Source organism: Mycobacterium parmense (assembly GCF_010730575.1).
Taxonomy (GTDB): Bacteria; Actinomycetota; Actinomycetes; order Mycobacteriales; family Mycobacteriaceae; genus Mycobacterium; species Mycobacterium parmense.
In genome coordinates this window covers 2,624,493-2,642,673 of record NZ_AP022614.1, presented here as the reverse complement: position 1 = coordinate 2,642,673, position 18,181 = coordinate 2,624,493, and the positions used below count along the sequence as shown (strand labels likewise).

Sequence of the window (18,181 nt, the reverse complement as noted above, 5' to 3'; positions counted from 1 at the left end):
TGAGAAATCGACTCAGGGTAAATGCTCCCGGAATGACCATCGAGGATACGGCCCGACGGGTTCGGCGCGGGCAGCGCGAGGTGCTTCGGCTGCAGCGACGGTTGTGGTTGGCGCAGCTGGCCTTCTGGCCGGGCGTCGTCCTGATCGGCGTCGTGGCCTCGGCCGCTGCCTGGGCCGCGTGGCGGCGCAGGTCGCGTGCGGCAAGCCCGCTCCCGTCGTATCAGCCGGCGTCGGACTGACCCGGCCGGACGCGAAAACGCCTCTGCGCCAGTATAATCCACGAGAGCGCCGCCGCGATGAACGCCAGTGCCTGGGCGCCGCCGGTACGCCCGCGCGGGATGAGACGCCCTTCGACGTAGCGGTCGACGAATCCCGCTGCGGGTAAGGGCTCCATCTCCGCGCGCCCGCGGGCCCACGATTCCAGCGCCGTCAGTGGGCACCGCAGGTTGAAACCCACGACGGCCACACCCCACGCGACAGCGGGAACATGCAGAACGATGGTCCGCGGCCAGCGCAGCGCGACGAATCCCCCCGCCGGCACGTAGCACAGGTACGCGAAGTGCAGCCCCGCGACCGCGGCGACCACGCCGGAGTAGGGTCGCCTCACGGTCGGGCGCCGCCGGCGCGCAGCTGGTAGCGGCGCTCGGCGTAGGCGATGTCGTCGCGCCAGAGCCGGGCGGCCGCGTGGCGCATCAGCGGTGCGATCAGCGGCGCCACCCGCGTGGCCCGCTGGAAACCGGGACGGTCCGAGTGGGCGACGGTGGCCTCCAAGACCGCGGTGCGGGGACGGCCGTCGGCGCCGGAACCGACTGGGGTGGCGTGGGTCTCGACGACGCTGCCGGTACCCTCGCCGTCGACGATCCGCATCACGATGGTGCGGGCCTGCGGGCAAGAGAACTCCGCGATCACAGGCACGCCCAGGCGCCCCATCCGGAACGTGACCGCCACCAGGAAATGATCGGCTTCCTCGGTGGGCGTGGTGATCACGTCCAGCCGGGTGAACGAGTAGGGGTGAAACCAGGCGCCGTGCCAGGGATCGAGCCGGTTGGCGATGACGTCGGCGGGTTCGCACACACCCTCCACGCGGGCCACGGCGGCCAGCGTGTCGCCGGCGGGCCGGTCGGGGATCACCGGTTCGGGCAGCGGCGCCTCGCCGCCCACGTCGTCGAGCCGCACCCACGCCAGGGTGCCGTCGTCGTGGCCGGGCAGTGGGCTCCATCCGAACTCGCGGCAGCGACCGTCGAGGGCCAGCCCGTGCCACCGGCAGATCAGCGTGCCGCGGCGCACGGCACCGGTGGCGAGGTCGGCGCCCAGATGCGGGCAGGTACGCGGGCCGACGCACAGCCGGCCCTGTTCGTCGCGCCAGGCGACCACCTCGACGCCCGCGACGGTGGCACCGAAGGGCCGCCCGGGGCGCACTTCGCGGCTGGCGGCGAAGGCGTACCAGTTGCCGGTGGGTTTGCGCTGGGAACGCCGCAGCGCGCCCTCGATGATGGCGGGTTGCGCGTCGCGATAGGTGGGCCGCTGCCGCGACCACGACGTGCGCGCAACGACTTGCAGCGGCCAGTCTTTGGGGCCTGCGGAGGGCCGCAGGTGGTGCAGCTGATCGCGGATCTTGCTCATCGTGTGGATCTCTCGCGGCCGGCGAGCCATCGCAACAGTGGCGACCGGCCCTGGGTGGGTACGGAGTGCAACGCGTGTCCGGCGAGTCCCCATTGTCTCAACAATTCGTTCGCGGCGCACCAACCGGTGGTTGCCGCGCGTTCCATCAGCGCCACCGGCAGGTCGATGCGGATGGCGTCGCCGGCCAGCAACAGGCCGGGCGCGGGCGTGACCACCCTGGGTCGCTGCTCGTATGACCCGGGCGCGAACAGGGGGCAGTCGCCCCGTTCCAGCAGCCGTTCGCACACCACACGCGCTGCCGCGGTTTCCGGGTACAGCTTGTGCAGCCGGCGCAGCCCCGCCGAGCGAGATGGCTTGGATTCCAATGCGTAGGAATGCAATTCGACTACCGAACCATGGTTACTGCGGGCCCATTCGCCGGCTTCGCGTTCGTAGCGGTCCAGCACGCTGATGTTGTCCAGCGGTTCGTGGCCGGCGGTGCCGAGGAATGCCGAGCGGCTGGCCGCGACCGGCTTGTCGAGCCACAACCGGTGCACGGCGAACGGCGGCGCGATACGCATCCGCGCGATCTGCGCGCGCCACTCGTTCCTGCCCAGGCCGTCGGAGGCGGCAACGATGCGCTGCAGGCCGGCGACATCGGTCGCCAGCACCACGGCGTCGGCATCGAGGGCCTCGCCGGAATCGGTCCGCACCGCGAACCCGGCACCGGCGGTGTCGACACGCTGTACGCCGGTGCCGAGCCGGAACCGCGCGCCGTGCCCCTCGAGGTAGTGCTGCAGCGGCTGCCAGAGCGCAACGTCGTAGTTCGCGGTGGGGACGTCGAAGATGAGTCCCTCGCTGGACCCCAGGAAGTAGATGTGGAACATGGTGGCCAGCTCGGCGGCGGACAGCTGCGCCGGGTCGGCGAAGAAGCTGCGGGAGAACACCTCGAAGGCCAGATGCCTTGCGGCCGGCGGGAAACGGATGTCTTTGAGGAAGGTCGCGGCGTCGGTGTGGTCGAGGCGCCGGTAGATGTCCGGTACCGACACCGCGGCCAGGGGCGCCGCGGCGCGAGCGTCGATGTGCAGGAAGTCGCGCAGCCGAAACGTCGGGCTGCGCGCCGCAAACGCCACCGCGTTCCACGGTGGGGTGCGCGGCAGCCCGCGGAAGCTGTCTCGCCGGCCGTCGGCGTCGATCAGCGGATAGTCCTCGACGGCGGTGAGCATGCGCAGTTGCGGGTCGACGCGCCGCAGCAGGGCCCGCAGGTTGTAGTACTGCCGGAAGAACGCGTGGAATCCGCGGTTCATCGCCAGGTCGGTGCCGTCGTGCTGCTCGGTCCAACCGCCCACCCGGCCGCCCAGGTAGCGCTCGCGTTCGACAACCTCGACGTCGACGCCGCGCTCGGCCAGGCCGGTGGCGGCGGTCAGACCCGCGATGCCGCCGCCCACCACGACCACCCGGGGACGGGCTTCCAGCGCGGCGGCATGGGGCAATCCCGGCGCGGCGGGGAATGTTCGGCGTCGGCGGTCGCCCGTCATAGCGGCGCGTCCGCCAGGAACGTGTGCACGATGTTGGCCTCCCAGCCGGGCATCGTCTCGCTGTGCACGGCGGTGAAGCCGGCGTCGGCCAGGCGCGCCCGGAATTGCGCCGCCCCGTCGAACGCCAGCACGCTGCGCCACAGGTACCGGTACAGCGCGGTGTCGCGGGTCCGCAACCACCCGGAGGGGATGATGACGCCCCAGCAGACCGCATGCCAGATCCGGGTCGCGGCCCGGGAGTCGCGCACCGAGTACTCGTGCACCGCCAGGGTGGCGCCGGGGCGCAGCAGCGTGCGGAAGGTGTGCAGCTGGCCGTCGGGTTCGGCGAGGTTGCGAATCAGGTAGGCGGCCAGGATGCCGTCGAACGGACCGGTGATGCCGTGCTCGGCCAACTGCTCGACGGGCGTGTGCACGAATCGCACCGAGGGGGGCCAGCCCTTGCCGGCCGCCGCGTCGAGCATGCCGCGCGACGCGTCGATCGCGACGATCTCGGCTTCGGGCGCGACGCTCAGCAGCGCCGCCGTCGACGCGCCGGTGCCGCACCCGGCGTCCAGCAGCCTCAAGCCCCTGCCGCGGTTGGGGATTCGCATCCGGCGGGCGGACAGCAGCAGGTGCGCGTGGTAGCCGGGGCTGGAGCCCACCAGCCTGTCGTAGGCCGCGGCGCCGGCGTCGAACGCCGCCGACAGCTCGGCGGGCGCGGGCCGCAGGTCACCGCCGCGCACGTTGGAATTCCCACAGCAGCAGCACGGCGGTGGCCAGGGCGAAACCGAACAGGAAGTCCTCGACCGGGATGTCGAACGGGAAGCGAAGGCCCGTGGTCTGGCGGTCGTCGTAGATGACGATGGGGGAGCTGCGCTTGGTCAGCCACCCGTCGACCGGAATCTGGAAGCCCAGCACGATCAGCATCGACAGCCAATACGCCGGCCGGCGGAACAGTCCGGTCCGCAACAGCGCCAATTCCATTGCCCAAACGGCGAATACGGCGACCACGGCCGGCACGGTGTAGCCCAGGCCGGTCATCGGCGGTTGACCCGCTCGAGGATGGTGCCCACGGCGTTGTAGGTCAGCAGCGCGCAGATCGGGATGACGATGAAGAACAGGAGTTCCTCGATCGGCACCTCGAACGGGATCTGCCATCCGGTGACGTAGGCGCGGTTGTAGGTCCACACGTGCCCGGCCACCGCGACCTCGTCCCAGACCAGGAAAACCGCTGCCACCGGAAGAACGGACTTGGCGAGCCGCCGCCAGCGGCGGTAGACGCCGGCGCCGAACGTCTCCAGGGGCGCGGTGATCAGCAGGCACGCGGCGAGCACCAGGAGATACTGCCAGCGATCGCTCATGCGGCCCCCGACCGGGTATCAGAGCCACCGTTGCGCGCGCGCCACGACCGTATCAACCCCAGCCCGGCGACCTGGAGTCGTCGGGCCCGGCCGACGGTGGCGCGGTGGGAGAAGACCTCGAAGTCGCCGGCCTCGATGCGGTCGAGTATCTCCGAGTACAGCGCGGCGGCCGCCGCGACGCACGGGCGTGACCGCGGCGCCAGCATGTCGATGCCCGCGGCGGCGAATCGGTATGTCTGCCTGGTGATCTCGTGCTGCTCGGCCAGCGCTTCGCGCACCCGCGGCACGATCCGGCGCTTCGTGTGGCACCACGTCAGCAGGTCGCGATCGACACCGTGGGCGGCCAATTCGTCGGCCGGCAGGTAGACCCGCCCGCGCAGCAGGTCCTCGTCGACGTCGCGCAGGAAATTGGTGAGCTGAAACGCCCTGCCCAGCGCCGCCGCGTAGGGTGCGGCGTCCTCGACGGCGGTCACGGTGCCCAGGACCGGGAGCACCTGCAGCCCGATCGCCTCCGCGGAGCCGCGCATGTAGGAGTTGAGCGACTCGCGGTCGGGATAGTCGGTGATCGTGAGGTCCATCCGCATCGACGCCAGGAAGTCGTCGAACAGCTCGGTGGCGATCGCGTACCGCTGCGCGGTGTGCAGGACCGCGGCGAGCACCGGGTCGCCGAGGTGCTCGCCGGCGAAGAACCGGTCCGACAGTTCCTGCAGGCGCCGCGCCCGGGACTCGATGCCTTCCTGCGCGTCGAGGTCGTCGAGGATGTCGTCGGCATAGCGCGCGAAGCCGTACAGCGCGTGCACCGCCGGCCGCTGGTCCGGCGCCAGCAGCCGGGTCGCCAGGAAGAACGTGCGGCCATGCGCCGCATTGAGTTCGCGGCAACGCCGGTAGGAGCCACGCAGCCGGGGATCGTCGATTCCGGCCGCGTCCAACTCGCTGCGGATCATGGCAACTGCGCTTTCGTGTCGGGACGCACCGTCGATGGCACGGCGCCGGTGATGCGGTCGGCGGCCAGTCGCCCGGAGATCAGCGCGGTCGGCACCCCGACGCCCGGCACGGTGGACGAGCCCGCGAGCACGGCGTTGCCGATGCCTCGCACCATGTTCGCGGGCCGGAACGGCCCGGTCTGGGCGAAGGTGTGGGCGAGCGCGAACGGGCTGCCGCCGGCCATGCCCTGGCGCGCCCAGTCGGCGGGGGTGACGACGCCGAGCACCGTCGCGTCCTCGCGCAGGCCGGGCAGCAGCCGTTTCGTGACGTCGTCGATCATCCGGTCCACGTAGGCCCGGCCGTCGCCGTCCCAGTCGACGGTGCCGCGGTCGAGGTTCGGCGCAGGCGCGAGCACGTAGAGCAGGTCCCGCCCGGCGGGAGCCAGCGACGGATCACCGGCGGTGGGCCGGGTGACCAACAATGACGGATCTCGCATGACTCGCCCGTCGCGGATGATGTCGGTGAAGGTCTGATTCCAGGCCTCCCCGAACAGTATGGTGTGGTGCGCCGTCTCGGGCGCCACCGCCGGGCACCCGATGTGCGCCACCACCGCCGAAGGGGAGGCCCGCAGCGGCAGGATGCGCCGCGGTGTGCGGCCCAGCAGCGCGTAGGTCTGGGGCAGCTCGGTGGTCAGGACCACCGCGTCGCACCCGATCCGCTCGGAGTGGTCCGTGCGCACGGCGCTGACCCGGTCGCCGCTTCGCTCCAGCGCCGTGACCGTCTGGCCGTAGCAGAACCGGACGCCGGCCTCGGCCGCCGCGCCGGCCAGCGCGTCGGGCAGCGCCCGCACGCCCCCACGGGGGAAGACCACACCGGCGATGGTGTCCATGTAAGCGATGACCGCGTACACCGCCAGGGCGTCCTTGGGTGCCACGCCGGCATAGAGCGACTGGAAGGTGAACACGCGCCGCAGCCGCGGGTCACTGATGTAGCGCTCGATCACGCGGTCCCACTTGCGGAACCCGCCCAGCGCGGCCAACCGCGCCAGCTGGGGTGTGAGCAGCGAGAGCGGAGAGTCGAAGTTGGCACCGATGAAGCCGTCGAACTCGGTGCGGTACAGCTGCTGCAGCCATTCCCGCAGCCGCCGGTAGCCGGCCGCCTGCGCGGGGCCGGCAAATCGTTCGACGGCCGCGGCCATCTCGTCGGGGTCGCTGTGCACGTCGAGTGCGCTGCCATCGGCGAAGACTGCCCGGTAGGCCGGGTCGACCGGCAGCAGCTCCAGGCGGCCCGCGCGGGTCTTGCCCACGGCCGCCAAGGTCTCGTCGATGATCTCCGGCATGGTGATCACGGTCGGTCCGGTGTCTATGCGGTAGCCGTCGACGTCGAGCCGGCCGGTCCGGCCCCCGGGCCACGGGTGGCGCTCGACCACCGTGACCGCCCGTCCCCGCCCGGCCAGATGCAGCGCCGCGGCAAGGCCCGCCAGCCCGGCACCGACGACCACCACGTGATCGGTGCGGCCCACAATGGTTCGCATACTCAATAGGCTCCCAGATCTGTGTCGGTCATTCGGCGCGGTTCGTGCAAACGGCCGCCATGTCGGCCAGCGCCGTGCGCACGGCGTCGGGCACCGCCAGATCGGCCAACTGCCGGCAGGCCGATACGACGCGGTCGCCGATCATCTCCTCGATCAGCTCCACCGCCCCTGTCGCGACGATCAGCGACTTGCACCGCTCGAGCCCGCCGTCGTCGAGTTCGTCGCCGGTCAGAAGGGCGGTGAGCTCTTTTCTGGTGGGTGCGTCGGCCAGCTGGCAGGCGGCCACCACGACGCTGGTCGCCTTGCGTTCGCGCAGGTCGTTGGCGCAGGGTTTGCCCGTCGTCGCCGGTGAACCGAACACGCCGAGCATGTCGTCGCGCAGCTGGAATGCCTCGCCGACCTCGGCGCCGTAGCGGCCGAGGCGGCACAGCGTCCGGTCGTCACAATCCGACATCGCCGCGCCGATCTCGAGCGGCCGGCGCACGGTGTAATTGCCCGACTTGCGACGCGCCACGTCCAGCACCGCTTCCAGGGTCGGCATGCGCCGGACATCGCTTGTCAGGTCGGCGAACTGACCTATCGCCAGCTCGATGCGCATCTCGTCGTAGCGCGGCCACGCTCGCCACAGGCGGCGGGCGTCGAGGCCGCTCTCGCGCAGCATCTGCTCGGCCCAGATCAGGCAGAGGTCGCCGAGCAGAATGGCGGACGATTCGCCGAACCGGCCCGCGGAGCCGGACAACCCGCGCGCGCGGTGCCAGCGGGCGAACTGCAGGTGGGCCGCCGGCCGGCCGCGCCGTTCGGTCGAGGAATCCATGACGTCGTCCTGCAGCAGCGCGAAGGCGTGCAGCAGTTCGAAACTGGCGGCGGCGCGCACCGCCGCCCCGCTTGGCGCCGACCCGCACAGCCAGCCCAGGTACGCGAAGGTGGACCGCAGACACTTACCGCCCGAGACGAATTCGAGGAGGATCTCGCCGGTCACGTCGATTCCCGTGCCGTCGAGTTGGTCGGCGCACCGGGCGGCGACGAACTCCGCGACGTCGGCGAGCATCGCGTCGCGCACGGTCGATCGCCAGACACCGAACTCTTCGGCGCGCGGGGAATCCAACGCCGTCGGTGTGCCGCACGCCGGCGTGAACGGCAAAGCGCGCATCGTGCCCAAGGGCTCCTCCCCAACGACTTGGCAGCCGCAGGCGCGAACGGTTCAGGCACACGCGGACTTACCCGGCTGTGACGCGGGCCGAAACTCCTGCCCGCGTCGCCAACCTAGTTTCAATATCTTAAACATTAATTTAGTGAAAGTGATCGCGTTACGCCAGTGCAGGCGCCAAGGGTGATCGACAGTCCGGCCATTTCCGCGGCATCTTCAGTAGATTAAACGTTAACGAACTGAAATTAATCTCACTCGCACGATATGCTCGCTGTGTTATGGACGCAGACGAGCGGTCCTCCGGCCGGGAAGAGCTGGAGTCGCTGATCTCGGCCGATCTTCGGGAGATTTCAACCGAGTCCGACCAGATCGGCCGGCTGTTTGCGATCTCACACAGCTTGCGTGCCAACGACTTTCGCGCATTGCAGCACATCATGATCGCCGAAACCGCGGGCCAGCCCATGACCTCGGGTGACCTCAGTCAGCGCATGGGCCTCTCGGGCTCGGCCATCACCTACCTGGTGGACAGGTTGATCCACGCCGGGCACATTCGCCGCGACTCACACCCGGCGGACCGGCGAAAAGTCATACTGCGCCACGACGAATCGGGCCTCGCATCCGCCCGGTCGTTCTTCGGTCCGCTCGGCGCGCAGACCAGGCTAGCCCTGTCGCACATCTCCGACGCCGAGCTCACTTCGGCGCACCGCGTGCTCGCCGCACTGATCGCCGCCATGCGGCACTTCCAGGCCGATCGCGGCAGCCTGACGCCATGACCGCAAGCGCTTGATCGAGCGCCCACGGGTTTGGTCGCGCGCCGGCCCGCCGATCTGCGGGCCCGCGCCTACGCGCGCTGCCGCCACGGACGGGCGCCGTAGCGGCTACTCCGACCGGCCGAGCACGTGGCGCAGCGCCTCATCGAGGGCGGGTTGACGAAACCGGTGGCCGGCCGCCGTGAGCTTTTGGGGCAGCACGCGCTGATTGGCGAACGCCAGCTCGCGGGCACCCTGCTTGCCGAGCAGCAGCCGGGGGCCCAGCGACGGCACCGGCAACACCGCGGGCCGGTGCACCACCCGGGCCAGCGTGTGCGTGTAGTCGCTGTTGCGGACAGGTTGCGGTGCAACGGCATTCACCGGCCCCGACAGCTCGGTGTCCCACAGCGCGCGGTGGTAGATGTCGACCAGGTCGTCGATCCCCACCCAGGACAACCACTGCCGGCCGTCGCCGAGGCGACCGCCCAGCCCGGCACTGAAAAGCGGCCGCATTAATTTCAGGGTGCCCCCGGCCGGCGACTGCACGATGCCGGTGCGCACCCGCACCACCCGCACGCCGGCCTGCTCGGCCGGTGCGGTGGCGGCCTCCCAGTCGGCGACGACCTCGGCCAGGAAACCGTCGCCGCGGTCGCTGTCCTCGATGAGGACCTCGTCGCCGCGGTCGTAACCGTAGAACCCGATCGCCGAAGCCGAGATCAGGACGGCCGGCCGCGGCCCGCGGGCCAGCAGCTCGGCCAGCCGGCGCGTCGGCCCGATCCTGCTGTCGCGCAAGGCATCCCGATGGGCCCGCGTGAACCGGCCCGCGATCGAGGCGCCGGCCAGGTGGATCACCGCGTCGACGCCGGCCAGCAATTCGGGGTCGGGGGCCCCCGGGTCCCACTGCCGTTCGTCGTCGCCTTGCGCCGCGCGGCGGACCAGGTGGATCACCCGATGGCCGCCGGTACTCAGGAACGCGGCCAGCGCCGAACCCACCAGCCCCGACGAGCCCGTCACGGCGATCGTCCTGGGCGTCAATCCATGCTCGGCCGCCAGTCGGTGGCCGGCAAGGTCGTCGGCGAGCTGGCGGTGCCGGTAGACGAACATGGGCCGCAACAGCGAGCCGGGCACCGGCGTGTCGACCCGGTCGATCACCCTGGTCCGGTTGTCGCCGGCGTCCTCGAAGTCGTGAACGTGCGTCCACCGCATGGCGATCCGTGCGGGCAACGAGGCCGGCCCGTCGCGGCCGACGGCGTCGACGAAGCGCCGGGGCGGGTCGTAGCCGTCGGGCTGGTGCACGGCGACCCAACGCAGGCCGCCGGGCAGCGCGAGCGTGGCGCGCCCATCGCGCAGCGAGGTCGCCTCGGACACCAGGTGCATGGGCTGCCAGGGCGGCGAGAGCCGCTTGAACGCGCCCGGCCGGGCGTGCCAGTCGAAGACCTCGGCTATCGGGGCGTCGACGACGCTCGAATACTGCAGGCCCATCGCGCTAACGGTCCGGCAACGCATGCTCGATGATCGGCAGGCGGGGCTGCGGCTGCCGCTCGCCGCGCTTGGCCGCCAGGTACACCTGGGCGGTCTTGCCTGCCACCGTGGCCCAGTCGAAGTCCGACGTCAGCCGCTCGCGGGCCGCCCGGGCGCGCCGCTGCGCGGCCTCGGGGTCGTCGAGCACCCTGCACACGGCCGCGGCCAGCCGAGCGACGTCGCGGGGCGGGCACGACACCCCGGTCTGCCCGTCGATCACCGCCTCGCCCAGGCCGCCGATGTTGGACGTCACCAGCGGGGTGCCGGCCGCCGCGGCCTCCAGGGCGACGATTCCGAACGGCTCGTAATGGCTGGGCAGCACGGCGGCGTCGGCCCGGTGCAGCACGGCCAGCAACTCGGTGTGGTCCAGGTGCCCGACGAATCGAATAGCCTTGATCACACGGTATTTACGGGCCTGCTCGACCAGCCAGTCCTGCTGGGTGCCGTCCCCGGCGATGGTCAAAGTGGTGCCGGGGTGCGTGCGCCTGATGCGCGGCAGCGCGGCGATGGCGTCGTGCACTCCCTTCTCGTATTCCAGGCGTCCGAGGTAGAGCAATTCGGCCGGGCCGCTGCGGGGCCGGCGGGCCGCGAACGGCCAGCGCGCCGCGTCGATCCCGTTGCGGATCACCGTGATCTCGGCCAATCCGGGCCCGAACAGCTCGGTGATCTCGTCGGACATCGACGCCGAACACGTGATGAGCGAATCGGACTCGCGCACCAGCCACGACTCGACGGCGTGCACCTGACGGCTGATCGGCCCGGCCACCCAGCCGGTGTGGCGGCCGGCTTCGGTCGCGTGAATGGTGGAAACCATCGGCACGTCGTAGAACTGGGCGAGTGCGATTGCCGGGTGGGCCACCAGCCAGTCGTGCGCGTGCACCACGTCGGGGCGCCACGGCCGGCCGCTGCCACGCTTCTTCAGCGACAACCCGGCGCGGACCATGGAGTGACCCATCGCCAGCGTCCAGGCCATCATGTCGTGGGCGAAGGTGAACTCGTGCGGGTCGTGGGCGGCCGCGACGACGCGTACGCCCTCGACGACCTCGTCGGTGGACGGATGCGTGCTGGGGTCGGTGCCGGTGGGGCGGCGCGACAGCACCACGACGTCGTGCCCGGCCGCGACGAGCGCGGTCGCCAGGTGATGCACGTGGCGGCCCAGCCCGCCGATCACGACCGGCGGGTACTCCCACGACACCATCAGAATCTTCACGCGGCGCCCAACCCGGGGCGCGGCGGTACCCGCGATGCCGTCCGCCGGGGCGTGTCGCCGGGCAAGGGCGCGCGCTCGCGGGGGAGGGGGGTGCTCACCGTGGCAGTCTACGAGCGTCGAGCGCTCCGAACAGCCCGTCTGCCCGATTCCAGCCGTCGGCCAGGCGCTGCGCGGTGTCGCGGCGCCCCGACGCCAAGGCCGCGGCGATCTCCCGTGTCGCGTGGGCGTGCAGGTGCGCGCGGTAGCGGGCGTAGTCGGCGGCCGAGTCCTTGCTGACCATGAATGGCCAGTCGCTGGACACCGTCAGCAGCGTCTCGCGCAGGATCTGATCGGCGACACGGTCGCGGGCCAGCGGTCCGTCGGCATTCTGTGCCAGCGCCTTGTCGATGGTGGTCAGCGCGGTGTCGACCACCTCGGTGTTGAGCTGGACCAGGTCGGCGACCTGGTCGCCGGCCCACACCTGCCAGTCCTTGCCGGAGCCCCACGAGCTGGGCGGGAGCGCGACCGGGTGGCCGACGAATCCGGACGCGATCGCGTCGCGCAGGGTGCCGACCCGCACGCCGGCCTCGGGCAAGGCGCGCAGCACCCGCTGCAGCCACGTCGGCCCCTCGTACCACCAGTGGCCGAACAGCTCGGTGTCGAAGGCCGCGACGACGTGGGCGGGGCGGCCGATGCGCCGGGATTCGGAGAGCAACCGGTTGCGGACCACCTCGACGAAGTCGGCGACGTGGGCGTCGACGGCCCGGTCGGCGCGCTCGGGATCGTAGGGCGCCTTGCCCTCCGACTGCACGGCGCGGCCGGTGACTCGGGCCGGCTTCAGGCCGGTCAGGTGGTCGTAGGTGTGGAAATCCCGGTAGGCGGCGTGCCCGGGGTAGCCGGACTTCGGCGACCACACCCGGTAGCTCACCTGCAGGTCGCGCCCGAAGGCGACCACGTCTGTGTCACCGACCGGCCGGCCCAGCGCGGTGTCGCCGTGCAGCGAGGGGCCGTCGACCATGAAGTGCGTCACCCCGGCGGCCGCGTAGTCGTGCTCCATGCCGGGCGCGTAGGCGCATTCCGGCGCCCAGATGCCGCCGGGCCGGTGGGCCAGCCGCAGCTGCGCGTCGGCCAGACCCTCGCGCAGCGCGAACTCACGCAGCCGCGGGGCGAGCAGCGGCTGGAAGGGGTGGGCCAGCGGGCCGCCGAGCAGCTCGACCGCGCCGGCGTCGACCAGGTCGCGCAGCAGCGGGCTGCCGCCGTGCCGCCACAGCGTGCCGAAATCGTCGAGCGCGCGGTCCGCTTCGGCGCTCTCGCGAACGCCCAAGGCGCGCAGCGCTTCCGGCGTGCACGACTGGAATCCCGCCGACTTCGACCGCGGAACGGCCCGCACACCGGCGGCCTCGGTGGCCCGCAGCCGCCAATTGGCCAGCCAGTGGTGCATGCCGTCGAGGCAGTACGGGTCGTCGAGCTGGGCGTTGACCACCGGCGTGATGCCCAGGGTGAGCAGCCCGCGGCGATCCTCGCCGGCGAGGGTGCGCAGCACCCGCAGCAGCGGGAGGTAGGCCGCCGCCCACGACTGGTAGAGCCACTCCTCGCCGACCGGCCAGCGGCCGTGGTGGGCGAGCCAGGGCAGATGGGTGTGTAGCACCAGGGTGAAAAGTCCCGGCACGCGGTCGGTCCCGGATGCTTCGGCGGTCACGGCGCCACCGCGATCGCGATGAGATCGAGGCTGTCGTCGATGTGGCGGCCTCGTTCACCCTCCTCGACCAGGTCGAAGTCGTCCGCGGTGACGGCGGCGACGTCGGCCGCGAGCTGCGGCGGCCAGGGGTCGGCGGCCACGGCCCGGGCGATTTGCGCGTCGATGATCGAGCCGCCGTGCCGCGCGTCCATCTCCCGCAGCCGCGGACCGTGGAACAGGCCGCTGACCGACACGTGGGAGAAACCCGCGTCGACGAGAAGCTCCGTGAGCTCCGCGGCGTTGAGCTCGCGGGTGTGGAACGGGTTGATCGGGGTGTCACGCCCCGGGGAGAAGGTGATCCGGTTGGGGGTCGACACCATGAACAGCCCGGCGGGGCGCAGCACCCGGGCGCATTCGGCCACGAATTGTGCCTGGTCCCATAGGTGTTCGATCACCTGGAAGTTCACCACGACGTCCATCGAGGAATCGGGCAACGGCAGCTTGGCCAGGTTCGCCTGCATCACGTCCACCCGCGGGTAGCGGCTGCGGACGTGGGCCACCGCGGTCTCGTCGTAGTCCACCGCGAGGACCCGGCGGGCGACACCGGCGATCAGGTCCGCGCCGTAACCTTCGCCACACCCTGCCTCGAGCACGTCGGCGCCCGCGCAACGGGCGGCCAGCCGCTGATAGACCACCTGGTGACGGCGGAACCAATAGTTCTCGATATCCAGGTCGGGGATGGTGCGCTCGCCGGTCAGCGTCAGCACCGAGGGGGCCGCCGGCGGGGTGTCGCCGGGCAGCTGCTGGGGAACGTCGGGGACTGAAGCGCTCATTGCATAGGGAGGCTAACGCGAAGTGTCGGATTCGCGAACCGGCGAAGTGGGCACCCTCGGCCGCGGAGGCGGACGGCCTGCAAGAACGTGCCATACGACCCGCTATGGTGAGATGGCAGACCGCACACAAGTTACCGATTAGTAACATGGCTGTGCGAGCGAAATCCGTACCCAGGTTCCGCGGGACAGGACTGCGGAACCCCTTCGAGGAGGACGAACCACTCTCATGACGAACATCGTGGTCCTGATCAAGCAGGTCCCAGACACTTGGTCGGAGCGCAAGCTGACTGACGGCGATTACACCTTGGACCGCGAGGCCGCCGACGCGGTGCTGGACGAGATCAACGAGCGTGCCGTCGAAGAGGCGCTGCAGATCCGCGAGAAGGAAGCCGCCGACGGCGTGGAGGGGTCGGTGACCGTGCTGACCGCTGGCCCCGAGCGCGCGACCGAGGCGATCCGCAAGGCTCTGTCGATGGGCGCCGACAAGGCCGTCCACCTCAAGGACGACGGCATGCACGGCTCCTGCGTGGTCCAGACGGCGTGGGCGTTGGCGCGCGCCCTCGGCACCATCGAGGGCACCGAGCTGGTGATCGCCGGCAACGAGTCCACCGACGGCTCCGGCGGTGCCGTGCCGGCCATCATCGCCGAATACCTGGGCCTCCCGCAGCTCACGCACCTGCGCAAGCTGTCCCTGGAAAACGGCAAGGTGACGGGCGAGCGTGAGACCGACGACGGCGTGTTCGCGCTCGAGGCCACGCTGCCCGCGGTGGTCAGCGTGACCGAGAAGATCAACGAGCCGCGCTTCCCCTCCTTCAAGGGCATCATGGCCGCCAAGAAGAAAGAGGTCACGGTGCTGACCCTGGCCGAGATCGGTGTCGAGGCCGACGAGGTCGGGCTGGCCAACGCCGGATCCACCGTGCTGTCGTCGACACCCAAGCCGCCGAAGACCGCGGGCGAGAAGGTCACCGACGAGGGCGAGGGCGGCAGCCAGATCGCGCAGTACCTCATCGCCCAGAAGATCATCTGATCGAGCACAAGACCCCAGACGACACAGACGAGAAGAGCGAGACAAATCATGGCTGAAGTACTGGTGCTCGTGGAGCACGCCGAGGGCGCCCTGAAGAAGGTCACCTCCGAATTGATCACCGCCGCCCGCGCTCTGGGCGAGCCGTCCGCCGTCGTGGTGGGCGCGCCGGGGACGGCCGCCCCGCTGGTCGACGGTCTGAAAGAGGCCGGGGCGGAGAAGATCTACGTCGCAGAGTCCGACGACGCGCAGAACTACCTGATCACCCCGGTGGTCGACGTGCTGGCGTCGCTGACCGAGTCGAACTCGCCCGCCGCCGTCCTGCTGTCCGCCAACGCCGACGGCAAGGAGGTGGCCGGCCGGCTCGCGGCCAGGATCGGATCCGGTTTGCTGGTGGACGTCGTGGGCGTGCAGGAGGGCAACAAGGCCGTCCACTCCATCTTCGGTGGCGCGTTCACCGTCGAGTCACAGGTCAACGGGGACACCCCGGTGATCACGGTGCGCGGTGGCGCCGTCGACGCGGAGCCCAAGGCCGGCGCCGGTGAGCAGGTCACCGTGGAGGTGCCCGCGCCCGCCGAGAACGCCACCAAGATCACGTCCCGGGAGCCCGCGGTGGCTGGCGACCGTCCCGAGCTGACGGAGGCCACCATCGTGGTGTCCGGCGGCCGCGGCGTGGGCAGCGCGGAGAACTTCAGCGTGGTCGAGGCGCTGGCGGACTCGTTGGGTGCGGCCGTCGGTGCGTCGCGTGCCGCGGTCGACTCCGGCTACTACCCGGGCCAGTTCCAGGTCGGCCAGACCGGCAAGACCGTGTCGCCGCAGCTCTACATCGCCTTGGGCATCTCGGGCGCCATCCAGCACCGCGCGGGCATGCAGACGTCCAAGACCATCGTCGCGGTGAACAAGGACGAAGAGGCTCCCATCTTCGAGATCGCCGACTACGGCATTGTCGGCGACCTGTTCAAGGTCGCACCGCAGCTGACCGACGCGGTCAAGGCCCGCAAGGGCTGAGCCGGGGTCACCCGGTCAGCATCGCGTCGATGCGGCGCAGGGCGACCGCGCACACCGTCAGGTAGGGCGCCGCCCACCACGGCACCTCGATGCCCGCCCGCGCGCCCTCGCCCGCTGCGTCGACGCGGTGGCGGGTCGCCGGGATGCCGGCCACCTTCCAGCCCCAGTGCCGCCCGGGGTCGAACTCGGTGACCACGAACGGCACCGCGACCAGCAGCGACGTCTGCACCGTGCCGGTCGCGTGCAGCGCCAGTTCGGTGTGCGGCTCGTCGAGCCGGGCTGCGCGGATGGTCGGGCCCCATTCCGGCCAGGCGTCGAGGTCCACGAGCAGGTTCCACACCGCCTCCGGCGGCGCGGCGATCGTTCTTTGCGCGGTGAGCACGTTCCCCCTACGGAGCGGATTGGCCGAGTCGGCGCTGTTGTTCGACGACGTCGTCCAGGTCGCGGAGGCGACCCAGACCCGCCAGCGGCTGGCGCATCCGGTGGTTGCCGGCCAGGTGCTGCCTGTTGCGGGCCAGAAACCACCAGTAACCGGCGGTGAACGGGCAGGCGCGCTCGCCGACCCGCTCATCGGGGCGGTACGCACAGTCGCCGCAGTAGTCGCTCATGCGGTTGATGTACGCGCCGCCGGCCGCATACGGCTTGGTCGCCATCAGCCCGCCGTCAGCGTGCTGGGCCATGCCGACGACGTTGGCCACCATCACCCATTCGTAGCCGTCAACGAAGCAGCGGTGGAACCAGTCGGTGACCGCGGCGGGGTTCCAGCCCCGTTGCAGCGCATAGTTCGACAGCACCATCAGCCGGGGGATGTGATGGACCCAGCCGTGGTCGCGCACCTGCGTTAGCACGTCCCGCAGACACCGGGCCTCCACCGCGTCGGCGTCGAGTTCGGCGAACCACTTCGGCAGCCTGCCGCGGGCCTGCAGCGCGTTGTGCCGGCGGTAGCCGGAACCGAAGTGCCAGTAGACGTGCCAGATGTAGTCGCGCCACCCGATCAGCTGGCGGATGTATCCCTCGACGCCGGCCAGCGGCGCCCTGCCCGCCCGGTAGGCGTCCTCGGCCGCATACGCGCACGCTACGGGATCCAGCAGGCCGAGGTTCATGGGGGCCGACAGCAGGCTGTGCGCCATGAAACGGTCACCCGCGAGCATGGCGTCCTCGTGAGGACCGAAGTGCGGCAAGCGTTTTCGCTGAAAGATATCGAATGCTTTCGCGGCTTCGGCCGCGGTGACGGGGAATTCGCGGGGTCCGTCGCGCCCGACAAACGCCACCGAGCCGTCACGCTCCCAGCGGTCCAGGTCTGCGCGCACCTGCTCGTCGATCTCGTCCTCGTCGGGCCGCCATGGCGCGGGGACGTCCAGCGTGTCGGCGTTCTTCGGCGGCGGTTCGCGATTGTCGGCGTCGAAGTTCCACCGTCCCCCGGCGGGCTGGTCGCCGTCCATCAGCAGGTCGAACCTGCGGCGGGCGTCGCGGTAGAAGTTCTCCAGTCGCAGAGTGCGCTGGCGCTGCGCCCACCGCTCGAACTCGTCGCGCCCGGTGCAGAATCCGCGGGCGGGCAGCACCTCGATGCCGGGCATCGACCGGACGAACCGGTCCGCCGCCCGGGAAGTGGGTGCGCACACGCTGACGTCGGCCTTGACGCGGCGTAGCGCCTCCCCGTAGGTGCGGGTCTGCAGGAAGGTCGCCTGGTCACCGAGTTCGGCCGCCCGGTGCCGCAGCGCGGACAGCACGAGGTGCGCCTTGCGGCGGTGGAAGGCGCGGCGCTCGAACACGGCCCGGGACTCGATGAGCAGCACCGGCTGGTCGGGGCTGTCGAGGAAGTGCGGGCCGAGCTGATCGGCGAAGCACCAGCGCAGCGCGTCGGTTTCTGTCACGAGGGGCCCCGTTCGGATCGCAAACGATGGTCGACCGGCCAGGGGCTTGACCGTCATAGACCGAAGGTCTGTTCACCAAGTTAACGACTACGGCGCCGGTGTCAACGGGCGGCGCCACCATGTCCGCTGGTCGGCGCCGCCGTCGACGCCGTAATCGCAGGCCGGCGGCGAGCCGTTGCCGCGACATTTCGTCATCTGGCGTGCACCGACACGTCAGCGC

The 18,181-nt window shown here is 70.9% G+C and carries 19 protein-coding genes; 4 read left to right on the top strand and 15 right to left on the bottom strand.

Annotated elements, in window-relative coordinates:
- The first annotated feature begins 32 nt into the window (after positions 1 to 32).
- A complete protein-coding gene (locus G6N48_RS11985) occupies positions 33 to 239 on the top strand; it encodes a hypothetical protein (RefSeq protein ID WP_085267956.1) in 207 nt (68 codons plus the stop codon).
- On the opposite strand, the gene G6N48_RS11980 is transcribed toward G6N48_RS11985, so the two are convergent.
- Genes G6N48_RS11980 through G6N48_RS11940 form a run of 9 tightly spaced genes read right to left on the bottom strand, consistent with a single transcriptional unit; the run spans position 221 to position 8,088 of the window.
- Positions 221 to 607 (bottom strand): DUF2784 domain-containing protein, encoded by a 387-nt coding sequence (locus G6N48_RS11980; protein WP_085267957.1) that lies wholly within the window; start codon positions 605 to 607, stop codon positions 221 to 223. The genes G6N48_RS11985 and G6N48_RS11980 overlap by 19 nt on opposite strands.
- Entirely contained in the window at positions 604 to 1,623 is a 1,020-nt protein-coding gene (locus G6N48_RS11975) for a DUF5914 domain-containing protein (RefSeq protein WP_085267958.1), read from the bottom strand. The genes G6N48_RS11980 and G6N48_RS11975 overlap by 4 nt, the downstream gene beginning before the upstream one ends.
- Positions 1,620 to 3,140 (bottom strand): NAD(P)/FAD-dependent oxidoreductase, encoded by a 1,521-nt coding sequence (locus G6N48_RS11970; RefSeq protein WP_085267959.1) that lies wholly within the window; start codon positions 3,138 to 3,140, stop codon positions 1,620 to 1,622. Before G6N48_RS11970 ends, G6N48_RS11975 begins: the two co-directional genes overlap by 4 nt.
- A complete protein-coding gene (locus G6N48_RS11965) occupies positions 3,137 to 3,862 on the bottom strand; it encodes a class I SAM-dependent methyltransferase (protein WP_085267960.1) in 726 nt (241 codons plus the stop codon). The genes G6N48_RS11970 and G6N48_RS11965 overlap by 4 nt, the downstream gene beginning before the upstream one ends.
- Positions 3,849 to 4,160 (bottom strand): lycopene cyclase domain-containing protein, encoded by a 312-nt coding sequence (locus tag G6N48_RS11960; RefSeq protein ID WP_085267961.1) that lies wholly within the window; start codon positions 4,158 to 4,160, stop codon positions 3,849 to 3,851. The genes G6N48_RS11965 and G6N48_RS11960 overlap by 14 nt, the downstream gene beginning before the upstream one ends.
- Complete coding sequence (locus G6N48_RS11955) at positions 4,157 to 4,480, bottom strand: lycopene cyclase domain-containing protein (protein WP_085267962.1); 324 nt, start codon at positions 4,478 to 4,480, stop codon at positions 4,157 to 4,159. The genes G6N48_RS11960 and G6N48_RS11955 overlap by 4 nt, the downstream gene beginning before the upstream one ends.
- Entirely contained in the window at positions 4,477 to 5,424 is a 948-nt protein-coding gene (locus tag G6N48_RS11950; protein ID WP_085267963.1) for a phytoene/squalene synthase family protein, read from the bottom strand. Before G6N48_RS11950 ends, G6N48_RS11955 begins: the two co-directional genes overlap by 4 nt.
- Positions 5,421 to 6,938, bottom strand: a complete 1,518-nt coding sequence (crtI, locus tag G6N48_RS11945) for a phytoene desaturase family protein (RefSeq protein ID WP_085267964.1) — start codon at positions 6,936 to 6,938, stop codon at positions 5,421 to 5,423. Before crtI ends, G6N48_RS11950 begins: the two co-directional genes overlap by 4 nt.
- Before the next feature lie 28 nt (positions 6,939 to 6,966).
- Positions 6,967 to 8,088 carry a polyprenyl synthetase family protein gene (locus G6N48_RS11940; RefSeq protein ID WP_085267965.1) on the bottom strand — a complete coding sequence of 374 codons (1,122 nt, stop codon included), beginning with the start codon at positions 8,086 to 8,088 and terminating at the stop codon, positions 6,967 to 6,969.
- Positions 8,089 to 8,363: 275 nt separating this feature from the next.
- On the opposite strand from G6N48_RS11940, the gene G6N48_RS11935 reads away from it, so the two are divergent.
- A complete protein-coding gene (locus G6N48_RS11935) occupies positions 8,364 to 8,858 on the top strand; it encodes a MarR family winged helix-turn-helix transcriptional regulator (RefSeq protein WP_085267966.1) in 495 nt (164 codons plus the stop codon).
- Positions 8,859 to 8,963: 105 nt separating this feature from the next.
- Here G6N48_RS11935 and G6N48_RS11930 read toward each other — a convergent pair whose 3' ends face one another.
- From G6N48_RS11930 to G6N48_RS11915, 4 genes are all read right to left on the bottom strand, one after another.
- Positions 8,964 to 10,316, bottom strand: a complete 1,353-nt coding sequence (locus G6N48_RS11930) for a TIGR01777 family oxidoreductase (RefSeq protein WP_085267967.1) — start codon at positions 10,314 to 10,316, stop codon at positions 8,964 to 8,966.
- 4 nt (positions 10,317 to 10,320) lie between these two features.
- Positions 10,321 to 11,565, bottom strand: a complete 1,245-nt coding sequence (locus tag G6N48_RS11925) for a glycosyltransferase family 4 protein (RefSeq protein WP_085267968.1) — start codon at positions 11,563 to 11,565, stop codon at positions 10,321 to 10,323.
- A gap of 94 nt (positions 11,566 to 11,659) precedes the next feature.
- Positions 11,660 to 13,213, bottom strand: coding sequence for a 1,4-alpha-glucan branching protein domain-containing protein (locus G6N48_RS11920; protein ID WP_179969939.1), 1,554 nt, complete (start codon positions 13,211 to 13,213; stop codon positions 11,660 to 11,662).
- A 26-nt stretch (positions 13,214 to 13,239) separates the two neighbouring features.
- Positions 13,240 to 14,055 (bottom strand): class I SAM-dependent methyltransferase, encoded by an 816-nt coding sequence (locus G6N48_RS11915; RefSeq protein WP_085267970.1) that lies wholly within the window; start codon positions 14,053 to 14,055, stop codon positions 13,240 to 13,242.
- 226 nt (positions 14,056 to 14,281) lie between these two features.
- On the opposite strand from G6N48_RS11915, the gene G6N48_RS11910 reads away from it, so the two are divergent.
- Together G6N48_RS11910 and G6N48_RS11905 are read left to right on the top strand one after the other, a co-directional pair.
- On the top strand, positions 14,282 to 15,082 hold the full coding sequence (locus G6N48_RS11910; RefSeq protein WP_085267971.1) for an electron transfer flavoprotein subunit beta/FixA family protein: 801 nt from the start codon (positions 14,282 to 14,284) through the stop codon (positions 15,080 to 15,082).
- A 48-nt stretch (positions 15,083 to 15,130) separates the two neighbouring features.
- Positions 15,131 to 16,087 carry an electron transfer flavoprotein subunit alpha/FixB family protein gene (locus tag G6N48_RS11905; RefSeq protein ID WP_085267972.1) on the top strand — a complete coding sequence of 319 codons (957 nt, stop codon included), beginning with the start codon at positions 15,131 to 15,133 and terminating at the stop codon, positions 16,085 to 16,087.
- Positions 16,088 to 16,094: 7 nt separating this feature from the next.
- Here the strand turns inward: G6N48_RS11905 and G6N48_RS11900 are convergent, their stop codons facing one another.
- Both G6N48_RS11900 and G6N48_RS11895 read right to left on the bottom strand, forming a co-directional pair.
- Positions 16,095 to 16,469 carry an SRPBCC family protein gene (locus tag G6N48_RS11900; RefSeq protein ID WP_085267973.1) on the bottom strand — a complete coding sequence of 125 codons (375 nt, stop codon included), beginning with the start codon at positions 16,467 to 16,469 and terminating at the stop codon, positions 16,095 to 16,097.
- A 7-nt stretch (positions 16,470 to 16,476) separates the two neighbouring features.
- Entirely contained in the window at positions 16,477 to 17,961 is a 1,485-nt protein-coding gene (locus tag G6N48_RS11895) for a cryptochrome/photolyase family protein (RefSeq protein WP_232066603.1), read from the bottom strand.
- Positions 17,962 to 18,181: the final 220 nt, after the last annotated feature.